Annotated in this window: 24 protein-coding genes and 1 pseudogene; 10 read left to right on the forward strand and 15 right to left on the reverse strand. The window is 41.1% G+C overall.

Translation table 11 applies throughout. The annotated features are described in order from the left end of the window. Positions 1-20: 20 nt before the first annotated feature. Entirely contained in the window at positions 21-3,707 is a 3,687-nt protein-coding gene (gene metH, locus F986_RS09475) for a methionine synthase (protein ID WP_004694405.1), read from the forward strand. Between the two features lie 99 nt (positions 3,708-3,806). Here the strand turns inward: metH and F986_RS09480 are convergent, their stop codons facing one another. Further along, entirely contained in the window at positions 3,807-5,060 is a 1,254-nt protein-coding gene (locus tag F986_RS09480) for an RES domain-containing protein (protein ID WP_004694407.1), read from the reverse strand. Positions 5,061-5,235: 175 nt separating this feature from the next. Next, positions 5,236-5,616, reverse strand: a complete 381-nt coding sequence (locus F986_RS09485) for an endonuclease domain-containing protein (RefSeq protein ID WP_004694408.1) — start codon at positions 5,614-5,616, stop codon at positions 5,236-5,238. Between the two features lie 82 nt (positions 5,617-5,698). On the opposite strand from F986_RS09485, the gene F986_RS09490 reads away from it, so the two are divergent. Beyond that, on the forward strand, positions 5,699-5,902 hold the full coding sequence (locus tag F986_RS09490; protein WP_004694410.1) for a hypothetical protein: 204 nt from the start codon (positions 5,699-5,701) through the stop codon (positions 5,900-5,902). Here F986_RS09490 and F986_RS09495 read toward each other — a convergent pair. Together F986_RS09495 and F986_RS09500 are read right to left on the reverse strand one after the other, a co-directional pair. Next, positions 5,899-6,366 carry a hypothetical protein gene (locus F986_RS09495; RefSeq protein ID WP_004694411.1) on the reverse strand — a complete coding sequence of 156 codons (468 nt, stop codon included), beginning with the start codon at positions 6,364-6,366 and terminating at the stop codon, positions 5,899-5,901. The two genes, F986_RS09490 and F986_RS09495, sit on opposite strands and share 4 nt — an antisense overlap. A gap of 136 nt (positions 6,367-6,502) precedes the next feature. Beyond that, on the reverse strand, positions 6,503-7,723 hold the full coding sequence (locus F986_RS09500) for an MFS transporter (RefSeq protein ID WP_004694413.1): 1,221 nt from the start codon (positions 7,721-7,723) through the stop codon (positions 6,503-6,505). A 104-nt stretch (positions 7,724-7,827) separates the two neighbouring features. Between F986_RS09500 and F986_RS09505 the strand changes: the two are divergent. Then, positions 7,828-8,606, forward strand: a pseudogene (locus tag F986_RS09505) (AraC family transcriptional regulator). Between the two features lie 14 nt (positions 8,607-8,620). Here the strand turns inward: F986_RS09505 and def are convergent. Continuing rightward, positions 8,621-9,106 (reverse strand): peptide deformylase, encoded by a 486-nt coding sequence (gene def, locus F986_RS09510; RefSeq protein ID WP_004694417.1) that lies wholly within the window; start codon positions 9,104-9,106, stop codon positions 8,621-8,623. Between the two features lie 214 nt (positions 9,107-9,320). Between def and F986_RS09515 the strand changes: the two genes are divergently transcribed. Then, the gene (locus tag F986_RS09515) at positions 9,321-10,598 is read left to right on the forward strand and encodes an MFS transporter (RefSeq protein ID WP_004694420.1); all 1,278 of its coding nucleotides are present in this window, start codon (positions 9,321-9,323) and stop codon (positions 10,596-10,598) included. 71 nt (positions 10,599-10,669) lie between these two features. Here the strand turns inward: F986_RS09515 and F986_RS09520 are convergent, their stop codons facing one another. The 3 genes from F986_RS09520 to pnuC form a co-directional block, all read right to left on the reverse strand. After that, positions 10,670-11,179, reverse strand: coding sequence for a DUF2505 family protein (locus F986_RS09520; protein WP_004694421.1), 510 nt, complete (start codon positions 11,177-11,179; stop codon positions 10,670-10,672). A gap of 134 nt (positions 11,180-11,313) precedes the next feature. Beyond that, positions 11,314-11,583 carry a hypothetical protein gene (locus tag F986_RS09525; protein WP_004694424.1) on the reverse strand — a complete coding sequence of 90 codons (270 nt, stop codon included), beginning with the start codon at positions 11,581-11,583 and terminating at the stop codon, positions 11,314-11,316. A gap of 8 nt (positions 11,584-11,591) precedes the next feature. Further along, positions 11,592-12,167: a nicotinamide riboside transporter PnuC gene (pnuC, locus tag F986_RS09530; protein ID WP_004694427.1), complete on the reverse strand. Its 576-nt coding sequence runs from the start codon at positions 12,165-12,167 to the stop codon at positions 11,592-11,594. Positions 12,168-12,366: 199 nt separating this feature from the next. Between pnuC and F986_RS09535 the strand changes: the two genes are divergently transcribed. The 3 genes from F986_RS09535 (at position 12,367) to F986_RS09545 (ending at position 14,731) form a co-directional block, all read left to right on the forward strand. Continuing rightward, positions 12,367-13,164 (forward strand): crotonase/enoyl-CoA hydratase family protein, encoded by a 798-nt coding sequence (locus F986_RS09535; protein ID WP_004694428.1) that lies wholly within the window; start codon positions 12,367-12,369, stop codon positions 13,162-13,164. A gap of 67 nt (positions 13,165-13,231) precedes the next feature. Beyond that, positions 13,232-14,140, forward strand: coding sequence for an alpha/beta hydrolase family protein (locus tag F986_RS09540; RefSeq protein WP_004694431.1), 909 nt, complete (start codon positions 13,232-13,234; stop codon positions 14,138-14,140). Between the two features lie 6 nt (positions 14,141-14,146). Continuing rightward, on the forward strand, positions 14,147-14,731 hold the full coding sequence (locus F986_RS09545) for a TetR/AcrR family transcriptional regulator (protein ID WP_004694432.1): 585 nt from the start codon (positions 14,147-14,149) through the stop codon (positions 14,729-14,731). Between the two features lie 9 nt (positions 14,732-14,740). Here F986_RS09545 and F986_RS09550 read toward each other — a convergent pair whose 3' ends face one another. Continuing rightward, positions 14,741-15,217, reverse strand: a complete 477-nt coding sequence (locus tag F986_RS09550; RefSeq protein ID WP_017396840.1) for a hypothetical protein — start codon at positions 15,215-15,217, stop codon at positions 14,741-14,743. Between the two features lie 337 nt (positions 15,218-15,554). On the opposite strand from F986_RS09550, the gene F986_RS09555 reads away from it, so the two are divergent. Continuing rightward, positions 15,555-16,001, forward strand: a complete 447-nt coding sequence (locus F986_RS09555) for a GNAT family N-acetyltransferase (RefSeq protein WP_004694436.1) — start codon at positions 15,555-15,557, stop codon at positions 15,999-16,001. A gap of 32 nt (positions 16,002-16,033) precedes the next feature. Here F986_RS09555 and F986_RS09560 read toward each other — a convergent pair whose 3' ends face one another. From F986_RS09560 to F986_RS09575, 4 genes are all read right to left on the reverse strand, one after another. Next, positions 16,034-17,881 (reverse strand): sensor domain-containing diguanylate cyclase, encoded by a 1,848-nt coding sequence (locus F986_RS09560; protein ID WP_017396839.1) that lies wholly within the window; start codon positions 17,879-17,881, stop codon positions 16,034-16,036. 158 nt (positions 17,882-18,039) lie between these two features. After that, positions 18,040-18,378 carry an FKBP-type peptidyl-prolyl cis-trans isomerase gene (locus tag F986_RS09565; protein ID WP_004694439.1) on the reverse strand — a complete coding sequence of 113 codons (339 nt, stop codon included), beginning with the start codon at positions 18,376-18,378 and terminating at the stop codon, positions 18,040-18,042. A gap of 49 nt (positions 18,379-18,427) precedes the next feature. After that, positions 18,428-18,958, reverse strand: coding sequence for a YaeQ family protein (locus F986_RS09570; protein WP_004694442.1), 531 nt, complete (start codon positions 18,956-18,958; stop codon positions 18,428-18,430). 68 nt (positions 18,959-19,026) lie between these two features. Next, positions 19,027-20,031, reverse strand: coding sequence for a CobW family GTP-binding protein (locus F986_RS09575; RefSeq protein ID WP_197926863.1), 1,005 nt, complete (start codon positions 20,029-20,031; stop codon positions 19,027-19,029). A 475-nt stretch (positions 20,032-20,506) separates the two neighbouring features. Between F986_RS09575 and F986_RS09580 the strand changes: the two genes are divergently transcribed. Next, on the forward strand, positions 20,507-20,710 hold the full coding sequence (locus F986_RS09580; protein ID WP_004694446.1) for a hypothetical protein: 204 nt from the start codon (positions 20,507-20,509) through the stop codon (positions 20,708-20,710). Between the two features lie 245 nt (positions 20,711-20,955). Here the strand turns inward: F986_RS09580 and F986_RS09585 are convergent, their stop codons facing one another. Both F986_RS09585 and F986_RS09590 read right to left on the reverse strand, forming a co-directional pair. Beyond that, a complete protein-coding gene (locus F986_RS09585; protein ID WP_004694449.1) occupies positions 20,956-21,477 on the reverse strand; it encodes an acyl-CoA thioesterase in 522 nt (173 codons plus the stop codon). A gap of 303 nt (positions 21,478-21,780) precedes the next feature. Continuing rightward, on the reverse strand, positions 21,781-22,779 hold the full coding sequence (locus F986_RS09590; protein ID WP_017396838.1) for a patatin-like phospholipase family protein: 999 nt from the start codon (positions 22,777-22,779) through the stop codon (positions 21,781-21,783). Between the two features lie 138 nt (positions 22,780-22,917). On the opposite strand from F986_RS09590, the gene chrA reads away from it, so the two are divergent. Beyond that, entirely contained in the window at positions 22,918-24,105 is a 1,188-nt protein-coding gene (gene chrA, locus F986_RS09595) for a chromate efflux transporter (protein WP_004694454.1), read from the forward strand. Positions 24,106-24,116 lie beyond the last annotated feature (11 nt).

Here is a 24,116-nt window from a genome sequence, read left to right on the forward strand (position 1 = left end):
AACCTGTTTGTGAGTTTTGAATGTCTACACTTGCCACCTTAAAAGCACTTCTTGCCGAGCGCATCCTTATTATCGATGGTGCGATGGGTACCATGATTCAGCGTCACAAGCTCGAAGAAGGAGATTATCGTGGTGAACGCTTTGTAGATTGGGCTTCTGACCTCAAAGGCAACAATGACCTTTTGGTACTGACTCAGCCACAAATTATCCAAGGCATTCATGAAGCTTACCTCGATGCAGGTGCAGACATTATTGAAACCAACAGCTTTAACGGCACACGTGTTTCAATGTCGGATTACCACATGGAAGACCTCGTTCCAGAGATCAACCGTGAAGCTGCACGTCTAGCACGTGCGGCATGTGACAAATATTCAACCCCAGATAAACCACGTTTTGTGGCAGGTGTATTGGGTCCAACATCGCGTACTTGTTCAATTTCACCCAATGTAAATGACCCTGCTTTTCGTAATATTACCTTTGATGAACTCAAAGAAAACTATATTGAAGCAACGCATGCCTTAATCGAGGGTGGTGCAGACATCCTCTTGATCGAAACCGTGTTCGATACATTAAACTGTAAGGCCGCGATCTTTGCAGTCAAAGAAGTATTCAAACAAATCGGTCATGAACTGCCATTGATGATTTCAGGTACCATTACCGATGCATCAGGCCGTACCTTAACAGGCCAAACTGCAGAAGCGTTCTGGAACTCAGTTCGTCACGGTGATTTACTCTCGATCGGTTTTAACTGTGCCTTAGGTGCGGATGCGATGCGCCCCCACGTGAAAACCATTGCGGATGTTGCTGATACTTTTGTCTCTGCCCATCCAAACGCAGGTTTACCAAATGCCTTTGGTGAATATGATGAAACCCCTGAACAAACCGCAGCATTCATCAAAGAATTTGCTGAAAGTGGCTTGATCAATATTACAGGCGGTTGCTGTGGTACGACGCCTGATCATATTCGTGCCATTTACAATGCTGTTAAAGACATTCAGCCACGTCAGATTCCAGAAACCAGACCTGCCTGCCGTTTAAGTGGTTTAGAACCATTTAATATTTATGATGATTCACTATTCGTTAACGTCGGTGAACGTACCAACGTTACAGGTTCAAAAAAGTTCCTCCGCTTAATCCGTGAAGAGAAATTTGCTGAAGCTTTAGAAGTGGCGCAGCAACAAGTCGAAGCTGGCGCACAAATTATCGACATTAATATGGATGAAGGGATGCTCGATTCGCAAAATGCGATGGTGCATTTCCTCAATCTAGTGGCATCTGAGCCTGATATTTCTCGTGTACCGATCATGATTGACTCATCGAAATGGGAAATCATTGAAGCAGGCTTAAAGTGTGTTCAAGGTAAACCTGTCGTAAACTCGATTTCCTTAAAAGAAGGTTATGACGAGTTTGTCGAAAAAGCACGTTTATGTCGCCAGTATGGTGCTGCGATTATCGTCATGGCCTTTGATGAAACAGGTCAGGCAGATACCGCAAAACGCAAACGTGAAATCTGTAAACGTTCTTATGATGTTTTGGTCAATGAAGTTGGCTTCCCTGCCGAAGATATTATTTTTGACCCGAACGTGTTTGCCGTGGCAACAGGGATTGAAGAACATAATAACTATGGCGTCGATTTTATTGAAGCGACAGGTTGGATTAAGCAGAACTTGCCGCATGCCATGATTTCAGGCGGTGTCTCTAACGTCTCCTTCTCATTCCGTGGTAATGAACCTGTACGTGAAGCGATTCACTCTGTGTTCCTTTACTATGCCATTAAACAAGGCATGACTATGGGTATCGTCAATGCGGGTCAAATGGCGATTTACGACGATATTCCAAAAGAACTGAAAGAAGCCGTTGAGGACGTGGTTCTGAATCAAAACCAAGGTGAATCAGGTCAAAATGCCACAGAAAAACTGCTTGAAGTCGCAGAAAAATTCCGTGGCCATAGTGGCGCACAACGCGAAGCTGAAAACCTTGAATGGCGCAATGAGTCGGTAGAAAAACGTCTCGAATATGCGTTAGTTAAAGGTATCACCACTTATATTGATGAAGATACTGAAGAAGCTCGCCTGAAAGCCAAACGTCCTTTAGATGTCATTGAAGGTGCATTGATGGATGGCATGAACGTGGTCGGTGACCTGTTCGGTTCGGGTAAAATGTTCCTACCGCAAGTAGTAAAATCTGCACGCGTGATGAAACAAGCCGTAGCATGGCTGAACCCGTACATCGAAGCTGAAAAAGGCAATGCACAATCCAAAGGTCGTGTATTAATGGCAACCGTAAAAGGTGACGTACATGATATTGGTAAAAATATCGTTGGCGTGGTCTTAGGTTGTAATGGCTATGACATCGTTGATCTTGGCGTCATGGTTCCTGCGGAAAAAATCCTGCAAACCGCAATTGATGAAAAATGTGACATCATCGGTTTATCAGGTTTAATCACACCATCTTTAGATGAAATGGTGTTTGTTGCCAAAGAAATGCAGCGTAAAGGCTTTAACATTCCGCTGTTGATTGGTGGTGCAACTACATCGAAAGCGCATACAGCCGTTAAAATTGATCCGCAATATTCAAATGATGCAGTGATTTATGTGGCTGATGCATCGCGTGCAGTTGGTGTGGCAACCACCCTACTCTCGAAAGAAATGCGCGGTAATTTTATTGCTGAGCATCGTGCTGAATATGCCAAGATTCGTGAACGTTTAGCCAATAAGCAACCAAAAGCAGCCAAACTCAGTTATGTAGAATCAATTGAAAATGGCTTTAAAGTGGATGCGAATTATGTGCCACCTATTCCAAATACGATGGGTACACATGTACTGACCAACTACCCACTTGCAACATTGGTGGAATATTTTGACTGGACACCATTCTTTATTTCTTGGAGCTTGGCAGGTAAATTCCCGAAAATCTTAGAAGATGAGATTGTCGGTGAAGCTGCAACGGATTTGTATAATCAAGCGCAAGCCATGCTCAAAGATGTGATCGAGAATAATCGTTTCGATGCTCGTGCTGTATTTGGTCTATACCCTGCACAACGTACAGGTGCAGATACAGTCAGTGTATTTGATGAAACAGCGCAGAAGGTTACGCATACTTTTGAACACTTGCGTCAGCAGTCTGACAAAGTCACGGGTAAGCCGAATTTATCTTTAGCCGACTTTATTAGCACCTCTAAAGACAATACGGATTATCTCGGTGGTTTCACTGTGTCGATCTTTGGTGCAGAGGAATTGGCGAATGAATATAAAGCCAAAGGTGATGATTACTCTGCGATCTTGGTTCAGTCTTTGGCTGACCGTTTTGCCGAAGCGTTTGCCGAACATTTGCATGAGCGTATCCGCAAAGAGTTCTGGGGCTATAAAGCCGATGAAACTTTGGGCAATGAAGAATTGATCAAAGAGAAGTATGTCGGTATTCGTCCTGCTCCTGGTTACCCTGCTTGTCCTGAACATTCTGAAAAAGCGGTGTTGTTTGACTGGTTAGGTTCGGAAGCGAAGATTGGTACGAAGTTGACTGAACACTTTGCAATGATGCCGCCTTCTTCTGTAAGTGGTTTCTATTACTCGCACCCTGAAAGTGAATACTTTAATGTGGGCAAGATTTCTCAAGATCAGCTTGAGGATTATGCGAAGCGTAAAGGCTGGACACTGGATGTAGCGAAGCGTTGGTTAGCACCGAATTTAGATGATTCGATTGTTTAAATAATCTCCCCTAACCCCTCTTTAAAAAGAGGGGGATGTCATGTGATTCAATTTGTTTCGTGACTGCTCCTCCCTTTTTCAAAGGGAGGTTGGGAGGGATTAAATCCAGTCCGTTGATTCTTTCATTCTTGGATGAGAGATATATTCAATCTCAGTTGTAATTGCTATTGATTTAACTTGTGAAATACTTAAACCAAGCCTTGATTCCTTATTCCATGAAAAATAAATTTTATTATTTCCTGCTAAAAAAGAACTATCAATTCCTTCATCGGTAACCTCAGGAAATAAGATGATATTATCTGCAGTAGGTAATTGAACTGATTTCAAAAAAATCCCCTGAATCTGATCTCCGAATTTCACTCTCAAGTACTCAAAAAAGTATTGGCTTATTAAATAATCAAATTTTCCATTCTCAAGTTTTGGCTTAGATACACTTGCTATGAGTTTTTTGAAAAATATATAAACATCCAATTTTCCTAAATAGTCTTCATCTAAATGATGAGGATATAAACCCTCCGCTAATTTATTTAGATTTAATAATTTCAATTCTATCCTATTCGAAAATTCTGCAATACCAACATATTGTCCAACTAAAGCTCTAATTTCAGCGACACATGCCATTTTCTCTGTAGATAAATAAAGAGCAGATATCCCAAAAGGTGTCATTCGTTGATCACTAGCTAAGAATGAGGGTACTAATCCAAATTTATCCCTAATATTTTTTGCTATTATTTCATTTTCTATTTCCACTTCTATTGCTAAATTATCCTCGTTAACTTCTTTCATCAGATCTTTAAGGCTATCAAAACTTCTGCCACGATATAAAATAGTATTTGCTTGAATATTATTCAAAAGTGATTGATTGATATTTTGATTATCTAGCAAGTATTCAAATGTATGATCTAAAAAATCCTTTAGTTTAGTGTTAAAGAATCTGAATTCATGTTTAAAACTTTCCTGAATACCTTCCCATTCAAATTCCTTATTACACCCTTCATACTCCTCTAAAGAATCATCATAAAGTACTAATAATTCATCCCCAAACTTCTCCCCCCAGTCCTCTGCTAATTTTTCCGTTAAAACCTCACCTAAATCTAATGACTCTATAAAATTATAGTAATCATTTACACCATCTTCATCATGCACTTCATAAAACCAACCTGCTCTATAAGGTAGATCACTTAAAAATTTATAATTAGTAGATATCACATCGAATAATTTATTTTTAAACAATTCATAATCTAAATATTGAGTTTCACACTGGCACTCTTCACAAAATTTAAGCTCAAAATCATTATTGTTATATTTATAAGGTGGTAATTTCTTTTCAATACACATTTTACAAAGCAACATTTAGACAACCACCTCTGATTTCTTTATCACAGTAAATTCAATATATTACAAACAATTATATTAACCTATGTTTTTATGAGTAATCCCTCCCAACCTCCCTTTAAAAAGAAGGAGCCTCACGAATCAAATACAATCAGCAAATTCACGTAAAGTCCCCCTTTTTTAAAGTGAGAAACTACGTTTCGCAAGAGAGGGATTCCAATCTCTGTTTCGCAATCCAATAAATCTGTTCCACCATAGCATCAGTTTCAGTCAAAATCTGCCTATTACTAAACCTCAGCACCACAAGCCCTAATTCACTTAAAACCTGATCTCGAATTTGATCAGCTAAACGACCATCTTCGGTGTAATGTTGTCCCCCATCACACTCAATAACAAGCTTCGCAGCGGAACAATAAAAATCCACGATAAAGTTGAGAATTGGCTTTTGCCGATAAAACTGTAATCCTAAAATTTGTTTACGGCGTAATCTTTGCCATAGCCATTGTTCTGCATCGGTCATATTGCTACGTAAATTACGCGATGGAAGTTTTAAGCTCTTGTTATAAGGTTGCATCACACGCTCTTAGTTTTTATATCTTCTTTTAAAAATCTTGGCATAATATCTTCCAGAGAATAACAATGCACGAAACATCATCATGAACAGCACTCAACTCTTACTCGGCGTGATCTTTAGCTCAATTGGTTTAGGCTATTTTCTCTATGGCAAAAAACAAAAAATGACTGTGCCCTTAGTTGCTGGTCTGGTTTTAATGGTTTTCCCTTATTTTATAGAAAGCCATTTCTTGCTGAGTGGCATTGGGATTCTGCTGTCTGTCATTCCCTATTTTTTACGTTTTTAATGCAATTGAGCCGCTTCAAGCGATTCAAATTGAATGTCGACCACATTCCAGTGATGCATCATCTCCCGCAGTACAATAAAGTAAACCAAACTAGAAAGACCATCATCAGCCACTTGAGACACATAGTATTCCCTGCGCTCAACAAAGGTATTAAAAGCACTTTCAAGTTGCACACGGTCAAGTTGCTGCTGATCTGAGAAAAATAATGCTAAAACCTTTTGGAATAATACATCTGAAGTCATGGCGGTCTTAGGTTGGACATACTTCATCTGAACGGATTCTAACAACTCTTCAATCACATAAATCATCGACTCAATCGCAAGTTCATCCAGTAACCCATGACGCATACTGTTTGACTGTATAAAGCTTAAACCGTGGTCTAACCGAATATGCTGTCCATCCATTTCAAATGAAAGTCGATCTACGCCTAATGAAAATTTGAGTACAGCATTCAGATCAGTCATTACATCAATCCTCTAAAATCAAACCACACAACCCCAGTGCATTTATACATAACAATAATCATCAGGCCAAAATGCAATCGCGCCATCTTAGTTTGATAAGATAGCGCGATTGAAACTATAGGTCAGCAGTATTTAGTTAGTTTGCTTGGGTCTTCGGTAAAAAGAAGGTCGCTAAACCGAGTAAAGGCAATAACGAACACACACCAAACACCCATTCAATGCCTTTGACGTCAGCCAAATATCCTAAGCCTGCTGCGGCGATGCCACTCACCCCAAACATTAAACCAAACATTAAACCTGCAATCATGCCAACTCGTCCCGGAACGGCTTCTTGTGCATAAACCACCATTGCGGCAAAGGCAGAGGAAAGTACTAAACCTGTGATAATCGACAGTACAGTCGTCCAAAATAGATTGGCATGCGGCATCATTAAAGCAAACGGTGCCATGCCAACAAAAGACACCCAAATTACTGCTTTACGTCCAATTCGGTCTCCAATCGGCCCACCTGCAAATGTACCTAAAGCCACCGCTGCCAAAAAGGCAAACAAATGCAACTGCGCACTTTGCAAACTGAGCTGAAACTTGTGCATTAAATAAAAAGTAAAATAGTTACTGATACTGGCGATGTAGGTAAATTTGGCAAACATCAAAACGCAAATGGTCGACAGCGCGATGACGAGTTGACGCCCATGCAGTTTGCTTTGCACTTGATACGCTTTCGCAGCCAATTGTTTTTTACTGTGGCTGATGCTCCAACGGCTGACACCGAATAGCACCCAAATCGCCAGTAAGGCAAATACAATCAACCATGCCACGGCGTGCTGTCCAAACGGTACAATGATCAACGCTGCCAATAAAGGCCCAATGGCTGTACCTGCATTGCCACCGACCTGAAAAGTCGATTGTGCTGTGCCAAAGCGCCCACCCGAAGCCATTCTCGCCACACGTGAGGCTTCAGGATGAAAGGTTGAAGACCCGACACCAATCAATGCCGAAGCCATGAGCAGTACAATAAAATTCGGAGAAAAAGCCAACAGTAAAATGCCGCTAAAAGTCACTACCATGCCGAGTGGCAATAGATAAGGTTTCGGATGTTTGTCGGTATAGAGTCCAATCCAAGGTTGCAGTAGCGATGCCGTAATTTGATACACCAATGAAATCAGTCCCACTTGTGCAAAGCTTAAGGAAAAATTGGTTTTCAGCATCGGGTAAATGGCTGGCAAAACGGCTTGAATCAAGTCATTGAGCAGATGTGCAACCGCCACAGCTCCCACCACTTTTATGATCATGCCTTGTTGTTGCTCATTGATCGTAGCTTCGCCCATACCTTCTTTCATTTGAATTGAAGACGACATACCTCGCAAACTCCATGTATTTTTCATCAGGCATTGATTGTAAAATGTCATTCATAAGACTATCTTCCAATAATCATTGTATAACTGACAACTTAAAGACACACATGCCAAATTCTCTGATTCAAACCGAAATGTCCGAATTGGTGATTGGACTCTCTTCTGAGCATACCTATCGAGAGATTACCCCTGCGCATACCCATTCACGGGCGCAGTTTCTATATGCTTCGACCGGGATGATTCAAGTATTCACCCCGAATCATGTCTGGATCGTGCCACCAATGTGTGCGCTATGGATCCCGACCCATGTCGAGCACAGTGTGATTTCATTAAGCCAAAGCTCAATACGGCATTGGTTCAAGCCGATGCAGCTGCACTGCTGGGGCAACATTGTTTTATTATTCGGGTCAGTAAGTTATTGCATGAACTGCTTATTCGGCTCAATGCGATTGAACACATTCCACCTTCCGAGCTGATCAGCTCTGATGAACTGTCTCGATCTTTACAGATTTTAATTTTTGATGAAATTCATAAAGCCAATCTGTTGCCCATTCAAATTCCGTGGCCACAAGACAAACGCTTAATGAATATTTGCCAAGCACTATTAAGTACGCCCGATCAGTTAAAAGATTTAAGCACATGGGCAGATGAAATTGGCACCAGCTCCAGAACCTTGATGCGCATGTTTCAAAAGGAAACGGGGCTGTCTTATCGCGCATGGGTTCAGCAAATGCATATTGCCCATGCCTTAAGTAAAATTGCCAGTGGTGAATCTGTCGCGCAGATTGCAAGATCTCTTGGCTATAGCAATCCGAGTGCATTTAGTGCCATGTTTAAACGTCATTTGGGGCAGACCCCACAACAGTTTAAATATAAAGATGAATAAAATGACACTCGCGACTAAGCACTCAGGCGATCGACAAATAAAATACCATTTAGATGATCGATTTCATGTTGCACAATGCGTGCAGGAAAACCCTCAAAAGTGCTTTCCATTACCTCACCAGTCAAAGTGTGATACAGCACCTTAATGCTTTGCGCACGCTGTACCTGACCACGCTCATTCGGTACGCTTAAACAGCCTTCTTCACCTAAGGTCGTTGCTTGCGAAAACTCTAAAATTTCAGGATTGACCATCACCACGGCGTCCATTTCAGGTGCATCGGGATAGCGTAAATTTGGCCGTGAAGCCACAATAATGACCCGCTTTGAAATATAGACTTGTGGTGCGGCAATGCCCACACCGCTCCGCTCCAACATGGTCGCAATCATGGCAGAAGCCAACTGCATGAGCCAGTCGCTATTAAATTCTGCATCTGCGACGCGAGCAGCTTTGAGTCTTAAAATATCTTCACCACGTTGTGCAACAGGTAAAATGACGCTCATACACAAATCCTAAATTTTTATACCTATTTATTCTTTTTATATCATAAGCCTTTTATCTCACCTGCGTTATAAATTTACGTTGACCGTCAAATCAACGATGTTGATTCATGTATAATTTTTAGTTCGAACCCAGTAAAGAAAGATTGATTATTCATTCAAAAAAGACTTCTTTAAAATCAAATATAAACCTTTATTCAGCTTTGGAAATATACGCATGGATGCAACACCACGTTTGACCAGAGAAGACAAGCGTACCCTTGGGCTGTCATCACTCGGTGGTGCACTTGAGTTCTATGACTTTGTTATTTATGTTTTTTACGCCAAAATTATTTCTGAGCTATTCTTTCCCGCAGGGCTCAGCCCATTTTGGGCCATGCTAAATACTTACGGTATTTTTGCCGCAGGTTACTTCTTCCGTCCACTTGGCGGGGTGGTCATGGCTCACTTTGGTGACCTCATTGGTCGTAAGCGACTCTTTAGTTTGTCTATTTTACTCATGGCTTTACCCACCCTCATGATCGGGGTCATGCCAACTTTTGAAACAATTGGGTATGCTGCGCCGCTGCTTTTGCTCCTTATGCGAGTGATACAAGGCATTGCAATTGGTGGAGAAATTCCAGCGGCATGGACATTTGTTTCCGAACATGTCCCATCTGAAAAAATTGGTTTTGCCAATGGCTTGCTCACAGCAGGTTTGTCTCTCGGCATCTTGCTCGGTGCTTTAATGTCACTGTTCATTTCTCTTCAGTTTAGTGAAGCAGCTATACATGATTGGGCATGGCGTATTCCCTTTATTGTGGGCGGTATTTTTGGCTTAGTGGCCTTGTATTTACGTAGTTATTTGAAAGAAACGCCTGTATTCAAAGCCATCCAAGCACGTAAAGAGCTGTCTAAAGAAATGCCGGTGAAACAAGTCTTAGGCAGCCATAAAACCGCCGTGGTGATTGGCATGCTCTTGACCTGGTTCTTAACTGCTTGTGTGGTAGTCCTAATTTTAGCCATGCCAAACTTACTGACGGGTGCCTTTGGATTTGAACGTAGCGATGCTTTTCAAATGCAAAGTGCTGCGATCATCATGCAAATGTTGGGATGTATACTCGCTGGGACATTGGCAGATCGTTTTGGTGCAGCCAAGGTCTTGATTTTTGGCTCGCTCGGTGTCGCCGCTATCGCAACCATTTTCTATCACAGTTTAGGTGCGGTCAGTCCAACTACGGTTTTTGTACTGTATATGCTCTTGGGATTCTTTTCAGGCACGGTTGGACTTGTGTCCTATAGCATGGTCAAGATGTTCCCTGCTCCGATCCGCTTTTCAGGCATTTCGTTTTCCTACAATGTTGCCTATGCCATTGCAGGAGGCATCACACTGCCTTTGGTTCAATGGCTCAGCCTCTATAGCAACATTGGCGCGATGTATTATATTTGGCTGGTTTGTTTGGTTTGCTTCTTCACAGCTTTGGTTTATCGAACTCGGTTCGAGACGAAGCACTAAAATGATAAAACCCTTCAATCGAAGGGTTTTCTTTTTATATAACCTAATTTGAAAATATGATGTCAAAACCTTTAGCTTAAGGTTTCTGCATGCAGATTTTGGCGCAGTTCATCTTCCACAATATCAAGCTCGATTTGGCTAAACTTACGAATTTCGCCTTCAGCATGTTTTTCTAACATACCACCAATCAATGGCACTTTTACTTTTACCGTCCACTCCAGTTGAAAGTGAATCTGCTCATCATTACCCGATACACTACGTTGGCACACAGCTTCTAAAGGTAGATTGGGGTCTAAACGGACTTCCGAACTGAGCACAACTAAATTGCTGACGTCGGTACGTTGTAAGCGAAAGGCATCTTTTAGAAATTTCTTCGCAATATCGGGAATATTGACATCCAAATTATACGCGCGCTTAAGGGTATAAATATCGCCGACTTTATTCGACTCCAAAATTTCCAACTTCTCACCGGGAATACGACGACAAACATTTTCATGTAAGCTGATATTGGCTGCGAGTCGACGGAAGTCATCCAACGAAACACCGTTGATGGTGGCATTGACTACAAACTGATGTGCCATAGCATTAAATCCTTTATTTTTTGTTTTTGTAAACATCCATGCCCTGATCAGGACTGAAAAACTGGATCTCGTCATCCTGTAGAAGGGTCAAATATAGACGATGCTCCAGCACCGACTATACCTTGATCTAGATATCAATGTGCGCCATTCTGTATGACAATATCATCTGCAATATAAATAAAAACCACGCGCTCAAAACAAGCCAAGCGAATATCAAAATGCTCGGCCCCATCATCCAGTCCTGTAACCGCCCAACTTGCACTGCTGGGTAAGTCATCCAGCCAAGTGGCCTGATAAAAATCCGCAACCGAAGCAAAGTCCAAATATTGCTGTGGACTTCCTTTTAACCGTTCAATGACCGACTCAAATTGAGCCAATTGTATTTGTTTAAAATCAATCAACACTACCCAGCCTATACACTTTTGAGCTGTTGTTTATGACGTACCTGAGTCCATTGCCACCAGCCAAAAGCCGCCAAGCCAACAAAGCCTGCATATAAAGCCGCGGTTAGGAACAAATCTTTATAGATAAACATACCGACATAAACAATATCGACAAATACCCACAGCACCCATGTCGCAATATGTTTACGACTGGTCCAATAGGTCGCCAACAGACTAAACGCTGCGAGCTGCGCATCCAGTAGCGGTACAGCTGCATCGGTCAAATACTTTAAGCTCAGACCAAATATTCCGCCAGCCGTAGCGGCAAGCAGCATTTGCAAAATCACTTGCCGAGCTGTAATCGGTTCAATCCGAATATCATGATCTTGTTGTTTACCTTTGAGCCAGTGATAAAAACCGTAAAAGTTCACCACTACAAAGAAAAACTGCAAAATGGTTTCGCCATATAGCTTATAGGTATAAAACAAATAGGCATATAACAAGAAAGCAGCGAAGTTAAACCACCAACACCACATATTGCGCTTAATGGTCAACGTCACCCCAATTAAGCTAATGATGACTGCAAATATTTCAAGGCTAGACATGGTTCAACTGGTATTCAAAGAAGTGCTGCTATTATGAAAAAAAACTCAATAAAGGCAAGACAATTCCGCTCAATCTAAACGTCGCTCTTTTTTCGGGGAATCGGATCAAACTATCGAGTCACAGAATGAATACGCATAAGTTTTGACAGTTTTCTAACAATCGTTTAAAAACTTATAAAACGATGTAGGAATAATCAAAATGTCAGAACAACAAGGTCGTGTCAGTCGCGAAGTTCGCGGTTCGTTATTTTTAATTGGTTTAGATCGCGCAGCCAAGCGCAATGCTTTCGATAGTCATATGATTCATGACTTATCACTGGCCCTCACCGAATATGAGGATGATCCTTCACTGCGCTGTGCCGTGATTTTTGCACACGGGGAACACTTTACAGCTGGGCTTGATTTGGTTGAGTTGCAACCCAAACTCACTGCAGGCGTTTTCGACTTTCCCGCGTCACAAATTAACCCTTGGGGCACCAGTTCAAGACCTCGTACCAAACCCGTGGTTGTGGCACTCCAAGGCTTTTGTTTTACCGCGGGAATTGAACTGATGCTCAATGCCGATGTGGTGATTGCCGATGCCAATACACAATTTGCCCAAATGGAAGTGCAGCGCGGTATTTTACCCTTTGGCGGTGCAACGGTTCGCTTTGTACAAGCGGCGGGTTGGAACAAGGCTATGCGCTATCTACTCACAGGTGACAGCTTCAATGCTCAAGTAGCTTTCGATCTCAATTTAATTACCGAGGTCGTAGAAGCATCCACGCCAAATGCTGCATTAGAACGAGCATTGGCCCTTGCAGAATCAATTGCACATGCTGCTCCACTCGCCGTTCAAGCCACGCTGGCTTCTGCACAACAAGCAGTACAACATGGCGCAGACTATGCCTTTGCACATTTACAAGAGCACCTCAGCCCGCTACTCAAAACCCAAGATGTCCAAGAAGGTGTCATGGCAATGCTGCAACGCCGCCCTGCTCAGTTTAAGGGACAGTAAAGCAAGGGCAATAAAACTTAAAAGTCTGGAACCCACTTTAGTATTTAACAAAAAAGAAGAAACGATAATGCAAGCCACCGCCCATTTAGATTCGACCCCAATAGAGAAACAAACTGTAAAATTTTCAGCAACCGATGGTTATATACTTGTTGGTACACGTTATCGCTCATCTGAGCCAATCAAAGCCAACATCATTGTTGCCAGTGCAACAGGTGTACCACAGCAGTTCTATCGCCGCTTTGCCGAGTATGCAGTAGCTCTAGGTTATCAAGTCCTAACTTTTGATTATCGCGGTGTGGGGCTTTCTGCACCGAAACAACTCAAAGGTTTCAGCATGTCCTATTTGGACTGGGGGCAGCTAGACTTGTCGGCTGTCATTGACTCTATCCGCAAAGATGACAAACCTATTTTTGTGGTTGGACACTCTTATGGAGGCCAAGCACTCGGTTTAACCCACAACCATGACCAAGTCACTGCGATGTATTGCTTTGGCACGGGTGCGGGTTGGCATGGCTATATGCCGTTTCGGGAGAAAATGAAAGTGCATATCATGTGGAATATTATTTTCCCGCCGATGGTTGCACTAAAGGGCTATCTGCCTTGGAGCCTACTGAAAATGGGTACCGATTTACCTGTAGATGTCTACACACAGTGGCGAAAATGGTGTAAAAATCCAACCTACTTTTTTGCAGATCCCGAGCAACAACACTTACTGGAACAATATGCACAGGTTAAAACCCCAATCTATGCTGTTTCAGCACTGGATGATGACTGGGCTTTACCTAACTCAAGGCACGCATTTATGCAGCATTATCGGCATGCGAACATGCATTATCTCAATATTGAAGCCAATGACTACGGCTTGAAAGAAATTGGACACATGGGATATTTCCGCCAAGGAGCCGAAGTCATCTGGGACAATATGCTAAACACTTTCGATAGCTATTTATCATCACAAACCACTACGGAACGTTAAAGCTCTATGCGCCCACAAAAACTGAGTAAAGAACAAATCCAGTTGCATTGCATGCAAACCTTTAAAACCCATGGTTATGCAGGCACCAGTATGGATTTACTAGCAAAGTCTTGTGGGCTCAGTAAAGCAGCATTTTATTATTATTATCCCAATAAAGAAGCTTTAGTTTTAGATATCTTGCACGTCAGCCAGCAATACTTAAACCATAAACTGTTCAGCATCTTGCGTAATACGCACTTGGAGCATTACGTTCGCTTTGAACACTTGCACCAACAAGCTGTCAGCTTTTTTAGTACGGGTGTTCAAGGCTGCTTAGTCGGGATGCTGTCTTTGGAAATCCCGCATTTATCCGAACAAATTCATCTCAAAATTCAGTCAATTTTTCAAGATTGGGAGTTGGCATTGTTGCACTATTTTCAGCAAGTCATGCCTATCGCTCAAGCGGAGGCACTGGCTAAAATCAGTGTTGCTGATTATGAGGGCGCAATCTTAATGACACGTTTAAAACAGGATGACTTCTATTTAACTCATGTTGCAGAGCGAATTCTTAAACAGTTATCCATAGCTGTGATGGATACTGTAGAGGCTTAAGCGAAGAGCTCAATCGCGAGTACGATGGCTTTTTTTATGCTCGCGTCCACTACGGTCGATATGCGTATAAAACATACCATAACGACTCACATAGTATTCAAGTGACTGATCATAAAAACTCCAAAAAATAGACCATTCATTAAGATCCATTTTACGGATTTGCGTCTGCGTTTTCGCAGGCATTTTGACCAATAAGGTACTTTGCATCAGCGTTGCATCTTCTTCAGCTGTAAGCAATATCGCTTGATCTAGAAACAGAGTCGCCACATCATCGAACAGCTCTTGTTCATAAGCATCAACTTCAATAACACGCTCTACCTGAGGTGCTATATTGGTATGCGTTGCCATTTGCGGAGATACTGCTTCCGATTCAACCGCTTTTTTTTGTCGCTTCAGAAAGCGCTGCTTTTTTTGAATTTTGATTACAATAATAGATGCTGCAACCAAAGCAATGAGTATGCAAATCATCAATAAAAATGTCGCCATGCTCTGCTCTCGTAACAAATATTCCCTTTTAAAATACAGCATTATCGCTCAAATAAACACCAAATTAATTAAAACAGACTACGTATGAAATCAAATGCTCAATTCGATGACTTGTAATTGAGTATTGATTCTCAGACCCATTCAAGTGATTCAACACATATTCGTACAAACGTGAAAGGCATCACGATATGTGATTTTTCACTCACAAAATCACTATAAAAAATAATTAACTTAGTGCGATTGAACAACAAAGTTACATCCGTACTAACAGTAATTCAATTTAATAAATATAGTCGCTAGCATGAAATAGCTGCTTCTATAGCTCTAAGAAGAAAAGATGATACGGGCAGCCCAAATTCAGGACATTTCTGAAATTTTAGATGTCGTGCACGACAGTATTCGATCATGTATCAAAGACCATCATCGCCATGAAAGTACGATTCAAATTTGGCTAGAAAATAAAACCCAATCCAACCTGATTATGTGGATGCACTATAACGACAGCTGGGTTTATGTACTCAATCAGCACGTAGTGGGTTTTATTATGGTCAGTGATCAAGGTCGTATTTTACTCAATTATATTTCATCCGCTGAACAACAGCGCGGTATTGGGAAAGCCTTATTAGAAACCGTTATTGAACATCTTAAACGTAAAAAAATTCACCAAATGAGTTTAGAAAGCACCCAAACAGCATGCTCTTTTTATCAAAAACATGGCTTTCAAATCCATGTCCAAGACATTCCAAATCCCAAAATGGTGACCATGGTTAAACTCTTATCCTAAGGTTTATTAACAGAAGTATGACTCAACTAAATTCACTCATTTTCATAGGATTCATTGGGCATTTTCATCTGATCACGGCCCGCTTCTTTGGCTTGATAAAGCTTTAAATCGGCCGCTTTCATAAGGTCATGAATATTGGCATAAATCGTTTCATGATCCATCCACGACACCCCCATACTCAAAGTTACATAATCTTTGCCATCTAGGCGGTTATGATGCTCAAAGCGCGCACTACGCACTGCATCTAAAACGGTTTGCATAATCTGACTAATAATCGCAATTGGGACATTATATAAAACAATGGCAAACTCTTCCCCACCATAGCGTGCTAAGTAGGCATTATGTGGCAGTACTGCACCAATCACTTTGACCAGATTTTGCAGAACTTCATCGCCCTTTAGGTGCCCATAGAAATCATTATAATTTTTGAAATAATCGACATCCATCATGGCAAAAACCAAAGTTGCATGACTATTTTGTTGTGTTTCAATAAAGCGCTGCTGAATTTCCTGATTCAATGCACGCCGATTATAGGCGCCTGTTAAGGCATCAATTTGAATTTGATATTCGAGTTTTTCATTTAAGTCATGTAATTGAGAGGTGCGCTGTTGCACTTTTTGCTCTAAAGAATCATTCAATTCAATTAAATTATTATTTAAACGTTCGGTATGGTAAGTCTGATAAGCATAGTTACGTGATTGTCGGAACATCACCAAAAGTGCATACAGACTGGTAGAGATAAAAGATAGATGAATAGAATCAATCACATGTAGCGTTAGTAAAAAGTCATGAAGGACCGATATACACAGCAATACCACGGCGTATAAATTGATTTTCGAATATTTTTGTTTGGTCTTTAAAGTAAGGTAAAAACCATAGGCAAAATTAAGCAAAATAACAATACTGAAAAATGCGCTATAAAAAGCCAGCTGCTCAAAAACAACTTGCTCGGATAACAAGGTAATGACGATATTCAAGGTCAAAACCAAAATGGAAACGGTATAAATCCAACGCTGTAAATAGTACTGATTGAGCAAATACATATAGCTCAAAAAAAATATGACCGCTAAATAGATAAATAAATATTCTAAACGTATGCCCCACAACCAGTTGATATCTAGGAAGGTCGTATAAGCATATGGCGCAGTAAAAAGATTATGTAAGGCAAGAAATAAAATAAAAATACCAAAAACAAAAATACTTTTACTATTCCGTTCATCTGAACCACGGAACATCGAGAACATGGTGGTGAACATTCCTACACCAAACACCACGCCACAGATCATGGCGATACTCATCATCAGTTGCTGATAATGTCGATTAATCGTTTTAGCAATGCCAATATGCATGGGGCTTTCAAGGCCGCCGCGTAAATTGTTAAAGTTTGAGGCTTGTATACTTAAAGTAAAATAGGGGCTGTCAGGGACAAAATAAGCAATCCGCGGTGCATTTTCTGTTTGCTGTGCTCCCGCATTATCCGCGACATCCCCTAAACGAACTAAAAAATCGCCATTGAGATAAACCCGATAAGCACAATTTTGATTGGGGATATGAATGGCTAGCCTTCGGCCAATAAATTCATCCGGAATTTTGAAATGACCGACAAAAGTCCCATAACCCGTATTACTACCTGTAAGTTCTTGAAATGAAATTGGCAATTCGGTAGTTTTAGAAGGGAGTTTACGATTAGGCTGAGAAATCAGCTCTTGGTCATAATAAGACCATGTACCTTTTAAATAACTGGTGGTTTGTTCGGTGAATTGAATGTCATTGACATTTTTTTGATGCAAATAATACTGCGTGGGCTCAGCTTCATATTGTGCCCACGTCGAAGGTATCAAACTTAAAACCAACAAACAGCTTAAAACAAACCCAAACAAAGACCATTTGCTCAATGAGCTATACAAAAGCGACTCTTCCCTTAAATACGCTCTGCCTAATAATTAATCTACAAATGTTTTTCTTAAAAACCAAGTGTTTTTACAAATGAATCAAATACATCCTTGTAATTGACTCTTTTATTTATCAATATTTTTGATTAATCACGTGTTTTTACATCATACAACTCAATTTCAAAAATCAAATTTGAATTGGCAGGAATAATATTACCCATTTTACGCTCACCATAAGCCAAATGTGATGGCACGATGAGTTTACGTTTACCACCCACTTTCATGCCCATAATCCCTTGGTCCCAACCTTTAATGACACGGCCTGTCCCAATCACAGTTTCAAAGTAGTTCCCGCGGTCTAAAAATGAGTCAAATTTGGTTCCATCTTCTAACCAACCCGTATAATGCGTGGTGATTAAAGCACCTTTAACCGCTTCTTTACCTTCACCGACAACCAAATCAATAATTTCTAATTCTGCGCTCATGTTTTCGCTCCCAACCTGTTCAATCAATAAATCTAGTTAAACTGCATGCTTATTGCAATTTCGTCCATTCAATAATGGCTTGTGCATGGTCACCAATTAAGGTCCACTCACCATCCATCACATTCAACTGAAGTTGCATGGTACGCTCACACAGGGCCTGAACTGCTTCAGTACTTGCAGTCGACAACTGCCAAATTTCAACATTGTTCAATGTCTTCAACTTACTGTTGCGCTTATACCATTCATCGACCGCTGTGCCATAAGTGACAATCGCCACTTGCTTACAACGTGCACTGGCTTTTTTCACTTTATCTTCGTCTGGGCTGCCCACTTCAATCCATTTCACCAACTGACCCGTGAGGTCCTTTTCCCACAGCGCAGGCTCATTGGTTTCAAATAAGTCTTTGGTAAACTCTAAAGCTTCATCCGCAAAACGTGCAAACGCTAACAAACGCACCATCAAACGCTCAATGGTTTCTGAAGGATGCAATGCCAAAGTCAGTTGATAGTCCCCATATTGGTGGACATCCATATTGGCAATATTCAAATCTGCCTTATAAATTGTAGCTTTAAGCGCCATACATACCATCCTCAAATTTGCCGACTAGCATATAAGATTTCGGCTTTTTTTGCTTAAAACAATTTAAGTCATTGCTCAATGCGGCATGCAAAAAGTGCGCTTTCAAAATCCATCCAATCTCTTTCGTTTTGAACAATCAATTCAACTCGATTATCAATCCCTTCTTCGACATCTTGATAGTTAAATTGTTCAGGATTGAAATTAAATGCCTTCCATCCCTGATTGGTATGGAAAATTCCTTTAATCCGTCGCCAATCTTGCTGTTCACAAAGTAAATCTAATAAATCGTAAAAGTCAAAAAACCAACGCTTCGGCATTTTCCAACCTGCAACACTATAACCTTGCGCTGTTTCTACATAGTGATACGGCAACTGTTTAATCTCGGGAAAATCTTGTTGAGTCGCTTTCAACTGTTGCTGAATGTTCAGTAAAGGCTGCTTGAGTCGTTTTGTTCCGATGTACTCAAAATCGATTTGCGTAAGCTCAATCTTGCCCTGCTCTGCCATCAACCACTGCTGAGCATAAGGCTGATATTCACTTTGCAGTTTTTCAAGAGCATCTTGATCTGTTTTTTGCATTTGAGCTTGATGCGAAACCACCACAATCTGCGCCGCTTTTAATTGATCCTGATAGAGATTTTGTGCTGTCCAAGCATAATCATGTAAACGCGAACCATCCAGCACGGTGATCGGCGCACGCACGTGCAGGGTCGAGTGCCAATGTGGCTCGGTCAGTTGCTCCAGTAACTGTGCTGGATGTCCCAAGCCTGTGGGTTCAATAAACAGCCGATCAGGCTTTTGTTCTGAGAGCAAACGAGACAGTGCTATTTGCATCGGTAGTTGGCTGCTACAACATAAACAACCACCTAGTAATTCTTTTACCGCATAGCCTTCCGTTTGTGGCATGAGCTGTTGATCTACGCCAATTTGCCCAAACTCATTCATCAGTACCGCCCAAACTTCATGTTCCGGTTTCTGACCTAACAAATGCATGAGCAAAGTAGTTTTACCCGCGCCAAGAAAGCCTGAAATAATATGCGTAGGAACCGCCTGCGGCATCGACATCAGTTTCAAAATTTTATACCTAGCATGGAATATGATAAAAACAACACAATAAAATAAGCCATCATCTTAATTTAAATCACCAATTTTCTCATCTCAAATCCATGGCATCGAACACTCAGCATTCAATTGGCTGACATTCCATTCATCGATACCCGTATTAGACAAACTTCCTTACATTTTACTCAGGACCAAAATTAAGCTTCCGCACTTAATTCGCATGCTTTGTACAGTTTATGTGAGTTTTCTACTATCTGCATTGATCATTAATTCTTCTTTTTATGTCAATCTATTCACAAAAAACTTCTACTTGTTACTTAAAGCTTACTATTTTTTCATCATCTGTAGTTTTAGGTAATGTGCACTTTTCACATTGTTGCTTCGATTGAACCGCAGATATTCAGGCGATAGCATGAAGCTCAGTTCAAATTGATGTGATGATCAGTCTGAACTATTTTTATCTATAAAATATAAGGATGCCAAAACCATGAAACTTTCACACTTAATTATTGCAACATCTTTAACAGCTGCGAGCTTTGCAACTTTTGCTGCACCTCAACAAGCACCAGCTCAAGAAGACAAAGTTGTGGTCTCAACCCAAGAAACAGCTGAAACTACAGACTTAAGTGCAAATGCACCAGCTTCGGAAGCATCAGCAGAGCAACCGAATCAAGAAAAAGCCGCTAAATAATTGAAATATTGAGAGATCCAGTGGCCTTACTCTCCTGCTGGATCGCAACAACTTTTTAGCGTCACTTGAAACCAAGATATATCCTATCTTGGTTTCTTTTTATTTATGCGCATGGACTATAGCAGTTCAAGATCAACAGGTGCAGAAAGCCAAATTTGCATAGTTTTCCCATATAAGCTTCTATTCAAAACATAAACGTCAGACATTAAAAAAGATCCCCTGTGTAGGAGATCTTTTTTTAAAACTTAACTATGCGATGCTTTTTTATAAATACTGCACGAAGGATGATGGTTCTCTTGTAAGCGCGCGACCTTACGTTGTTCTGCCGCTTCAAAACGGCAACGCTTCCAGTCATTGTCCAAATTCAATGCAGGAATTTGTTTTGGCTTACCATTTTCATCTACCGCAACCATGGTGAAGTAACAGCTATTGGTATGGCGTACTGTACGCTTTTGAATATTTTGTGCTTCAACACGAATACCAATTTCCATTGAAGTACGACCGACATGGTTCACGCTTGCCAAGAAAGTCACTAACTCGCCCACATGAATCGGCTCTTTAAAATTAACTTTATCAACCGATAAGGTCACCACATAACTTCCTGAAAAACGACTTGCACACGCATATGCCACTTGGTCTAACAGTTTCAAAATGGTGCCACCATGCACATTTCCTGAAAAATTCGCCATATCAGGTGTCATTAAGACCGACATAGTGAGTTCAGACTGGTCATCCGCAGCCGCAGCAATTTGATCTAATGGGGACATCGCGTTCTCTAATTGGTAAGATAATAGGATATGTGACATTTATTATATCGGTTTTGAACGCTAAATTTGGTAACAAAACCATCATTATTATTTATAGTGATTTAAGTATCATTCAAAAAAATATATATAAAGAAGACTAAGCTTTTGAATCTATAGGCCTTCTTTAAATTTTAATTTATTCAAAAACATTGTCGCTGTGATATTTTCGCAGCATATAAATGGCTTTGAGCCTGATTAATTGTAATTCGAGTTATAGAGATGTATAAAAGCCCATTCAGGCTTTTATGTCGAAATCACGCGTGATCAATGCGTTCTTACTTGAATACTTTGAATATTCAATTTTTGCTTATAATTTTTCTGCGCAAAAACTTTTTGAATCTGTCCTAACTGCGCAACGGTTGCATCGACCCCAGCTTGCATAGTCAACTCACGTCCACTCACATCAAAAATATGTACTTTCTCGCGCAAGTCTGGCTGAATCACAATATCAGCATTTTTCAGCTCAATTTGTGCAAGGTTCTTTTGCATGATATTGATATTTTGGTTGAACAGTCCCCAGACATTTGAGGTTTCGGTATACATCGGCTGCGCCAGAATATCGACCGCGATAATAATATCTGCCCCTAACTTACGTGCGACATCAACAGGTACTGGGCTGACTAAACCACCATCTACATATTCATCAGTACCAATCTTGGTTGGAATGAACATACTCGGGATCGATACCGATGCCCGAACCGCTTGCCCAGTATTGCCATAGTTAAAGACAACTTTTTTACCTTCTTTTAATTGCGTCGCCACTACATACATCGGGATAGGTAAGCTTTGAAGTGGCATATCGCTCACTTGTTCATTGACATAGTCTTCAACTTTTTGACCATCAAAGAAACCTTTCATGTCCAAACGAATATCGCGCACATCACTGGCTTTCATATTCAGCGCAATATCACGAATTTGATTGGCATTTTTACCGCTTGCATACAGCGATCCGACGATACTGCCAGCACTGGTTCCCACGATAAAGTCGGGACGAATCCCAGACTGCTCTAAAACTTGAATTGCGCCAATATGTGCATAACCACGTGCACCACCACTCCCCAACACCAAGGCAATAATTGGACGGTTCTGTTCTTTTTTGAGCTGTTTAAAATTGATCTGGTCGAGTCGCTCTTGAGCTTCACCTAACTCAGTTTCGGCTAAAAACGCCTGATTTGGCGTTTCTTGAGCAACTTTAGGCATGCTTTGACAGCCGACTAAAGCGAGCAATGTAAACGACATAAGGCTAAGTTTAATGTTTAACATGATTCACCGAGGTTGAGATAGAGCGAAGTTTTCCAGCAGCATAGTGTATGAAAATCAGCAGTCCAAGTACTGTTGTTTTTCGTAAAAGCGTCATATTCCCCCATTATAATCTGTTTCAATTTGTCAGCATAATTCAACATGAGCACTCAGCATATCACTCAAATTTTTCTGCACTTTTTAAAATTGGGCTGCTTGTCTTTTGGTGGGCCTGCTGCTCATTTGGTGTTTTTTCACCGACATTTTGTACAACAACTTCGGTGGTTGAGTGATGCTGAATACGCCCAACTGGTTGCTCTCGCACAATTGCTCCCTGGGCCGACCAGCAGCCAAGTGGGTATTGCCATTGGTTATCAGCTCCAAGGCTACCGCGGCGCGTGTATGGCGTGGCTCGGCTTTACTTTACCGTCTATGCTTCTCATGGCATGTCTTGCGGTACTGGGTCAACAGTACTTCAATCAACTCAGTGCGATGACACTACATAGCATTCAGTTGATCGTTTTTGCTGTGGTGGTCTGGGCCTTTTGGCAAATGTTGACAAGTTTCTGCCAAAGCGTTTGGCAATATGTTCTGATGCTACTTAGCACCTTGTTTCTTTACTTTTCACCATGGTCATTCAGCCAAGTTATCGTCATCTTAGTTGCTGCTCTCGTCGGTATTTATTTTGCAGCAGATTCGACATCAAAGCTTCAAGACAGCAGCTTAAAATCAAAAGTCCAAGCAAAGCAGGCTTATCTTTGGCTGATTGCCTTTGTTTTGCCTTTTGTGGTTTTTATGGTGTGGCATTCATCTTCTTCACTGTTCTCACAGAGCCTGTTTAGTTTTTACCAAGCAGCATCTTTGGTTTTTGGTGGCGGGCATATTATTTTGCCACTTTTACATCAGGACTTCGTCGTCAGCCATATTTTATCTGCCGAACAATTTGACTTAGGTTATGCGCTGGCTCAACTCATGCCCGGCCCCTTATTTAGTTTCGCCAGTTACTTAGGTGCTTTATTGCCTTTAACGCCCTTTGTTTGGCTGAATGTGGTTCTAGCCACTTTAGCAATCTTTCTGCCCTCATTCTTTTTAATCTTTGCAACCTTGCCTTATTGGTCTTGGCTTATGCAGCAAGCTGCGATACGAAAAGCCGTGATTGGGATTAATGCGGCAGTGGTAAGTTTACTGCTGTGTTTAGTGATACAAATGGGACAAAGTTATTTCAAGCATTGGACTGACTTAGGTTTTGTGATCGCGGTGATTTTACTGCTTCGAACCAAACTCCCGATTTGGCTAAGCCTGATTTTAAGTTTTGCACTCTATCAGCTGTTCTTTTACTTTAGCGGTTAAATAGCCATAAA

It is taken from the genome of Acinetobacter johnsonii CIP 64.6 (genome assembly GCF_000368045.1).
Classification (GTDB): domain Bacteria; phylum Pseudomonadota; class Gammaproteobacteria; order Pseudomonadales; family Moraxellaceae; genus Acinetobacter; species Acinetobacter johnsonii.

Excerpts from the sequence above, each read along its gene's own strand:
- def (WP_004694417.1), bottom strand. The coding sequence starts at position 9,106 with ATGAGCGTCATTTTACCTGTTGCACAACGTGGTGAAGATATTTTAAGA.
- F986_RS09485 (WP_004694408.1), bottom strand. The coding sequence starts at position 5,616 with ATGCAACCTTATAACAAGAGCTTAAAACTTCCATCGCGTAATTTACGT.
- F986_RS09540 (WP_004694431.1), top strand. The coding sequence starts at position 13,232 with ATGCAAGCCACCGCCCATTTAGATTCGACCCCAATAGAGAAACAAACT.
- F986_RS09580 (WP_004694446.1), top strand. The coding sequence starts at position 20,507 with ATGAAACTTTCACACTTAATTATTGCAACATCTTTAACAGCTGCGAGC.
- F986_RS09515 (WP_004694420.1), top strand. The coding sequence starts at position 9,321 with ATGGATGCAACACCACGTTTGACCAGAGAAGACAAGCGTACCCTTGGG.
- F986_RS09590 (WP_017396838.1), bottom strand. The coding sequence starts at position 22,779 with ATGTTAAACATTAAACTTAGCCTTATGTCGTTTACATTGCTCGCTTTA.
- F986_RS09480 (WP_004694407.1), bottom strand. The coding sequence starts at position 5,060 with ATGTTGCTTTGTAAAATGTGTATTGAAAAGAAATTACCACCTTATAAA.
- pnuC (WP_004694427.1), bottom strand. The coding sequence starts at position 12,167 with ATGTCTAGCCTTGAAATATTTGCAGTCATCATTAGCTTAATTGGGGTG.
- F986_RS09585 (WP_004694449.1), bottom strand. The coding sequence starts at position 21,477 with ATGTCCCCATTAGATCAAATTGCTGCGGCTGCGGATGACCAGTCTGAA.
- metH (WP_004694405.1), top strand. The coding sequence starts at position 21 with ATGTCTACACTTGCCACCTTAAAAGCACTTCTTGCCGAGCGCATCCTT.
- F986_RS09565 (WP_004694439.1), bottom strand. The coding sequence starts at position 18,378 with ATGAGCGCAGAATTAGAAATTATTGATTTGGTTGTCGGTGAAGGTAAA.
- F986_RS09555 (WP_004694436.1), top strand. The coding sequence starts at position 15,555 with ATGATACGGGCAGCCCAAATTCAGGACATTTCTGAAATTTTAGATGTC.
- F986_RS09500 (WP_004694413.1), bottom strand. The coding sequence starts at position 7,723 with ATGTCGTCTTCAATTCAAATGAAAGAAGGTATGGGCGAAGCTACGATC.
- F986_RS09490 (WP_004694410.1), top strand. The coding sequence starts at position 5,699 with ATGAACAGCACTCAACTCTTACTCGGCGTGATCTTTAGCTCAATTGGT.
- F986_RS09535 (WP_004694428.1), top strand. The coding sequence starts at position 12,367 with ATGTCAGAACAACAAGGTCGTGTCAGTCGCGAAGTTCGCGGTTCGTTA.
- F986_RS09570 (WP_004694442.1), bottom strand. The coding sequence starts at position 18,958 with ATGGCGCTTAAAGCTACAATTTATAAGGCAGATTTGAATATTGCCAAT.
- F986_RS09520 (WP_004694421.1), bottom strand. The coding sequence starts at position 11,179 with ATGGCACATCAGTTTGTAGTCAATGCCACCATCAACGGTGTTTCGTTG.
- chrA (WP_004694454.1), top strand. The coding sequence starts at position 22,918 with ATGAGCACTCAGCATATCACTCAAATTTTTCTGCACTTTTTAAAATTG.
- F986_RS09545 (WP_004694432.1), top strand. The coding sequence starts at position 14,147 with ATGCGCCCACAAAAACTGAGTAAAGAACAAATCCAGTTGCATTGCATG.
- F986_RS09550 (WP_017396840.1), bottom strand. The coding sequence starts at position 15,217 with ATGGCGACATTTTTATTGATGATTTGCATACTCATTGCTTTGGTTGCA.
- F986_RS09495 (WP_004694411.1), bottom strand. The coding sequence starts at position 6,366 with ATGACTGATCTGAATGCTGTACTCAAATTTTCATTAGGCGTAGATCGA.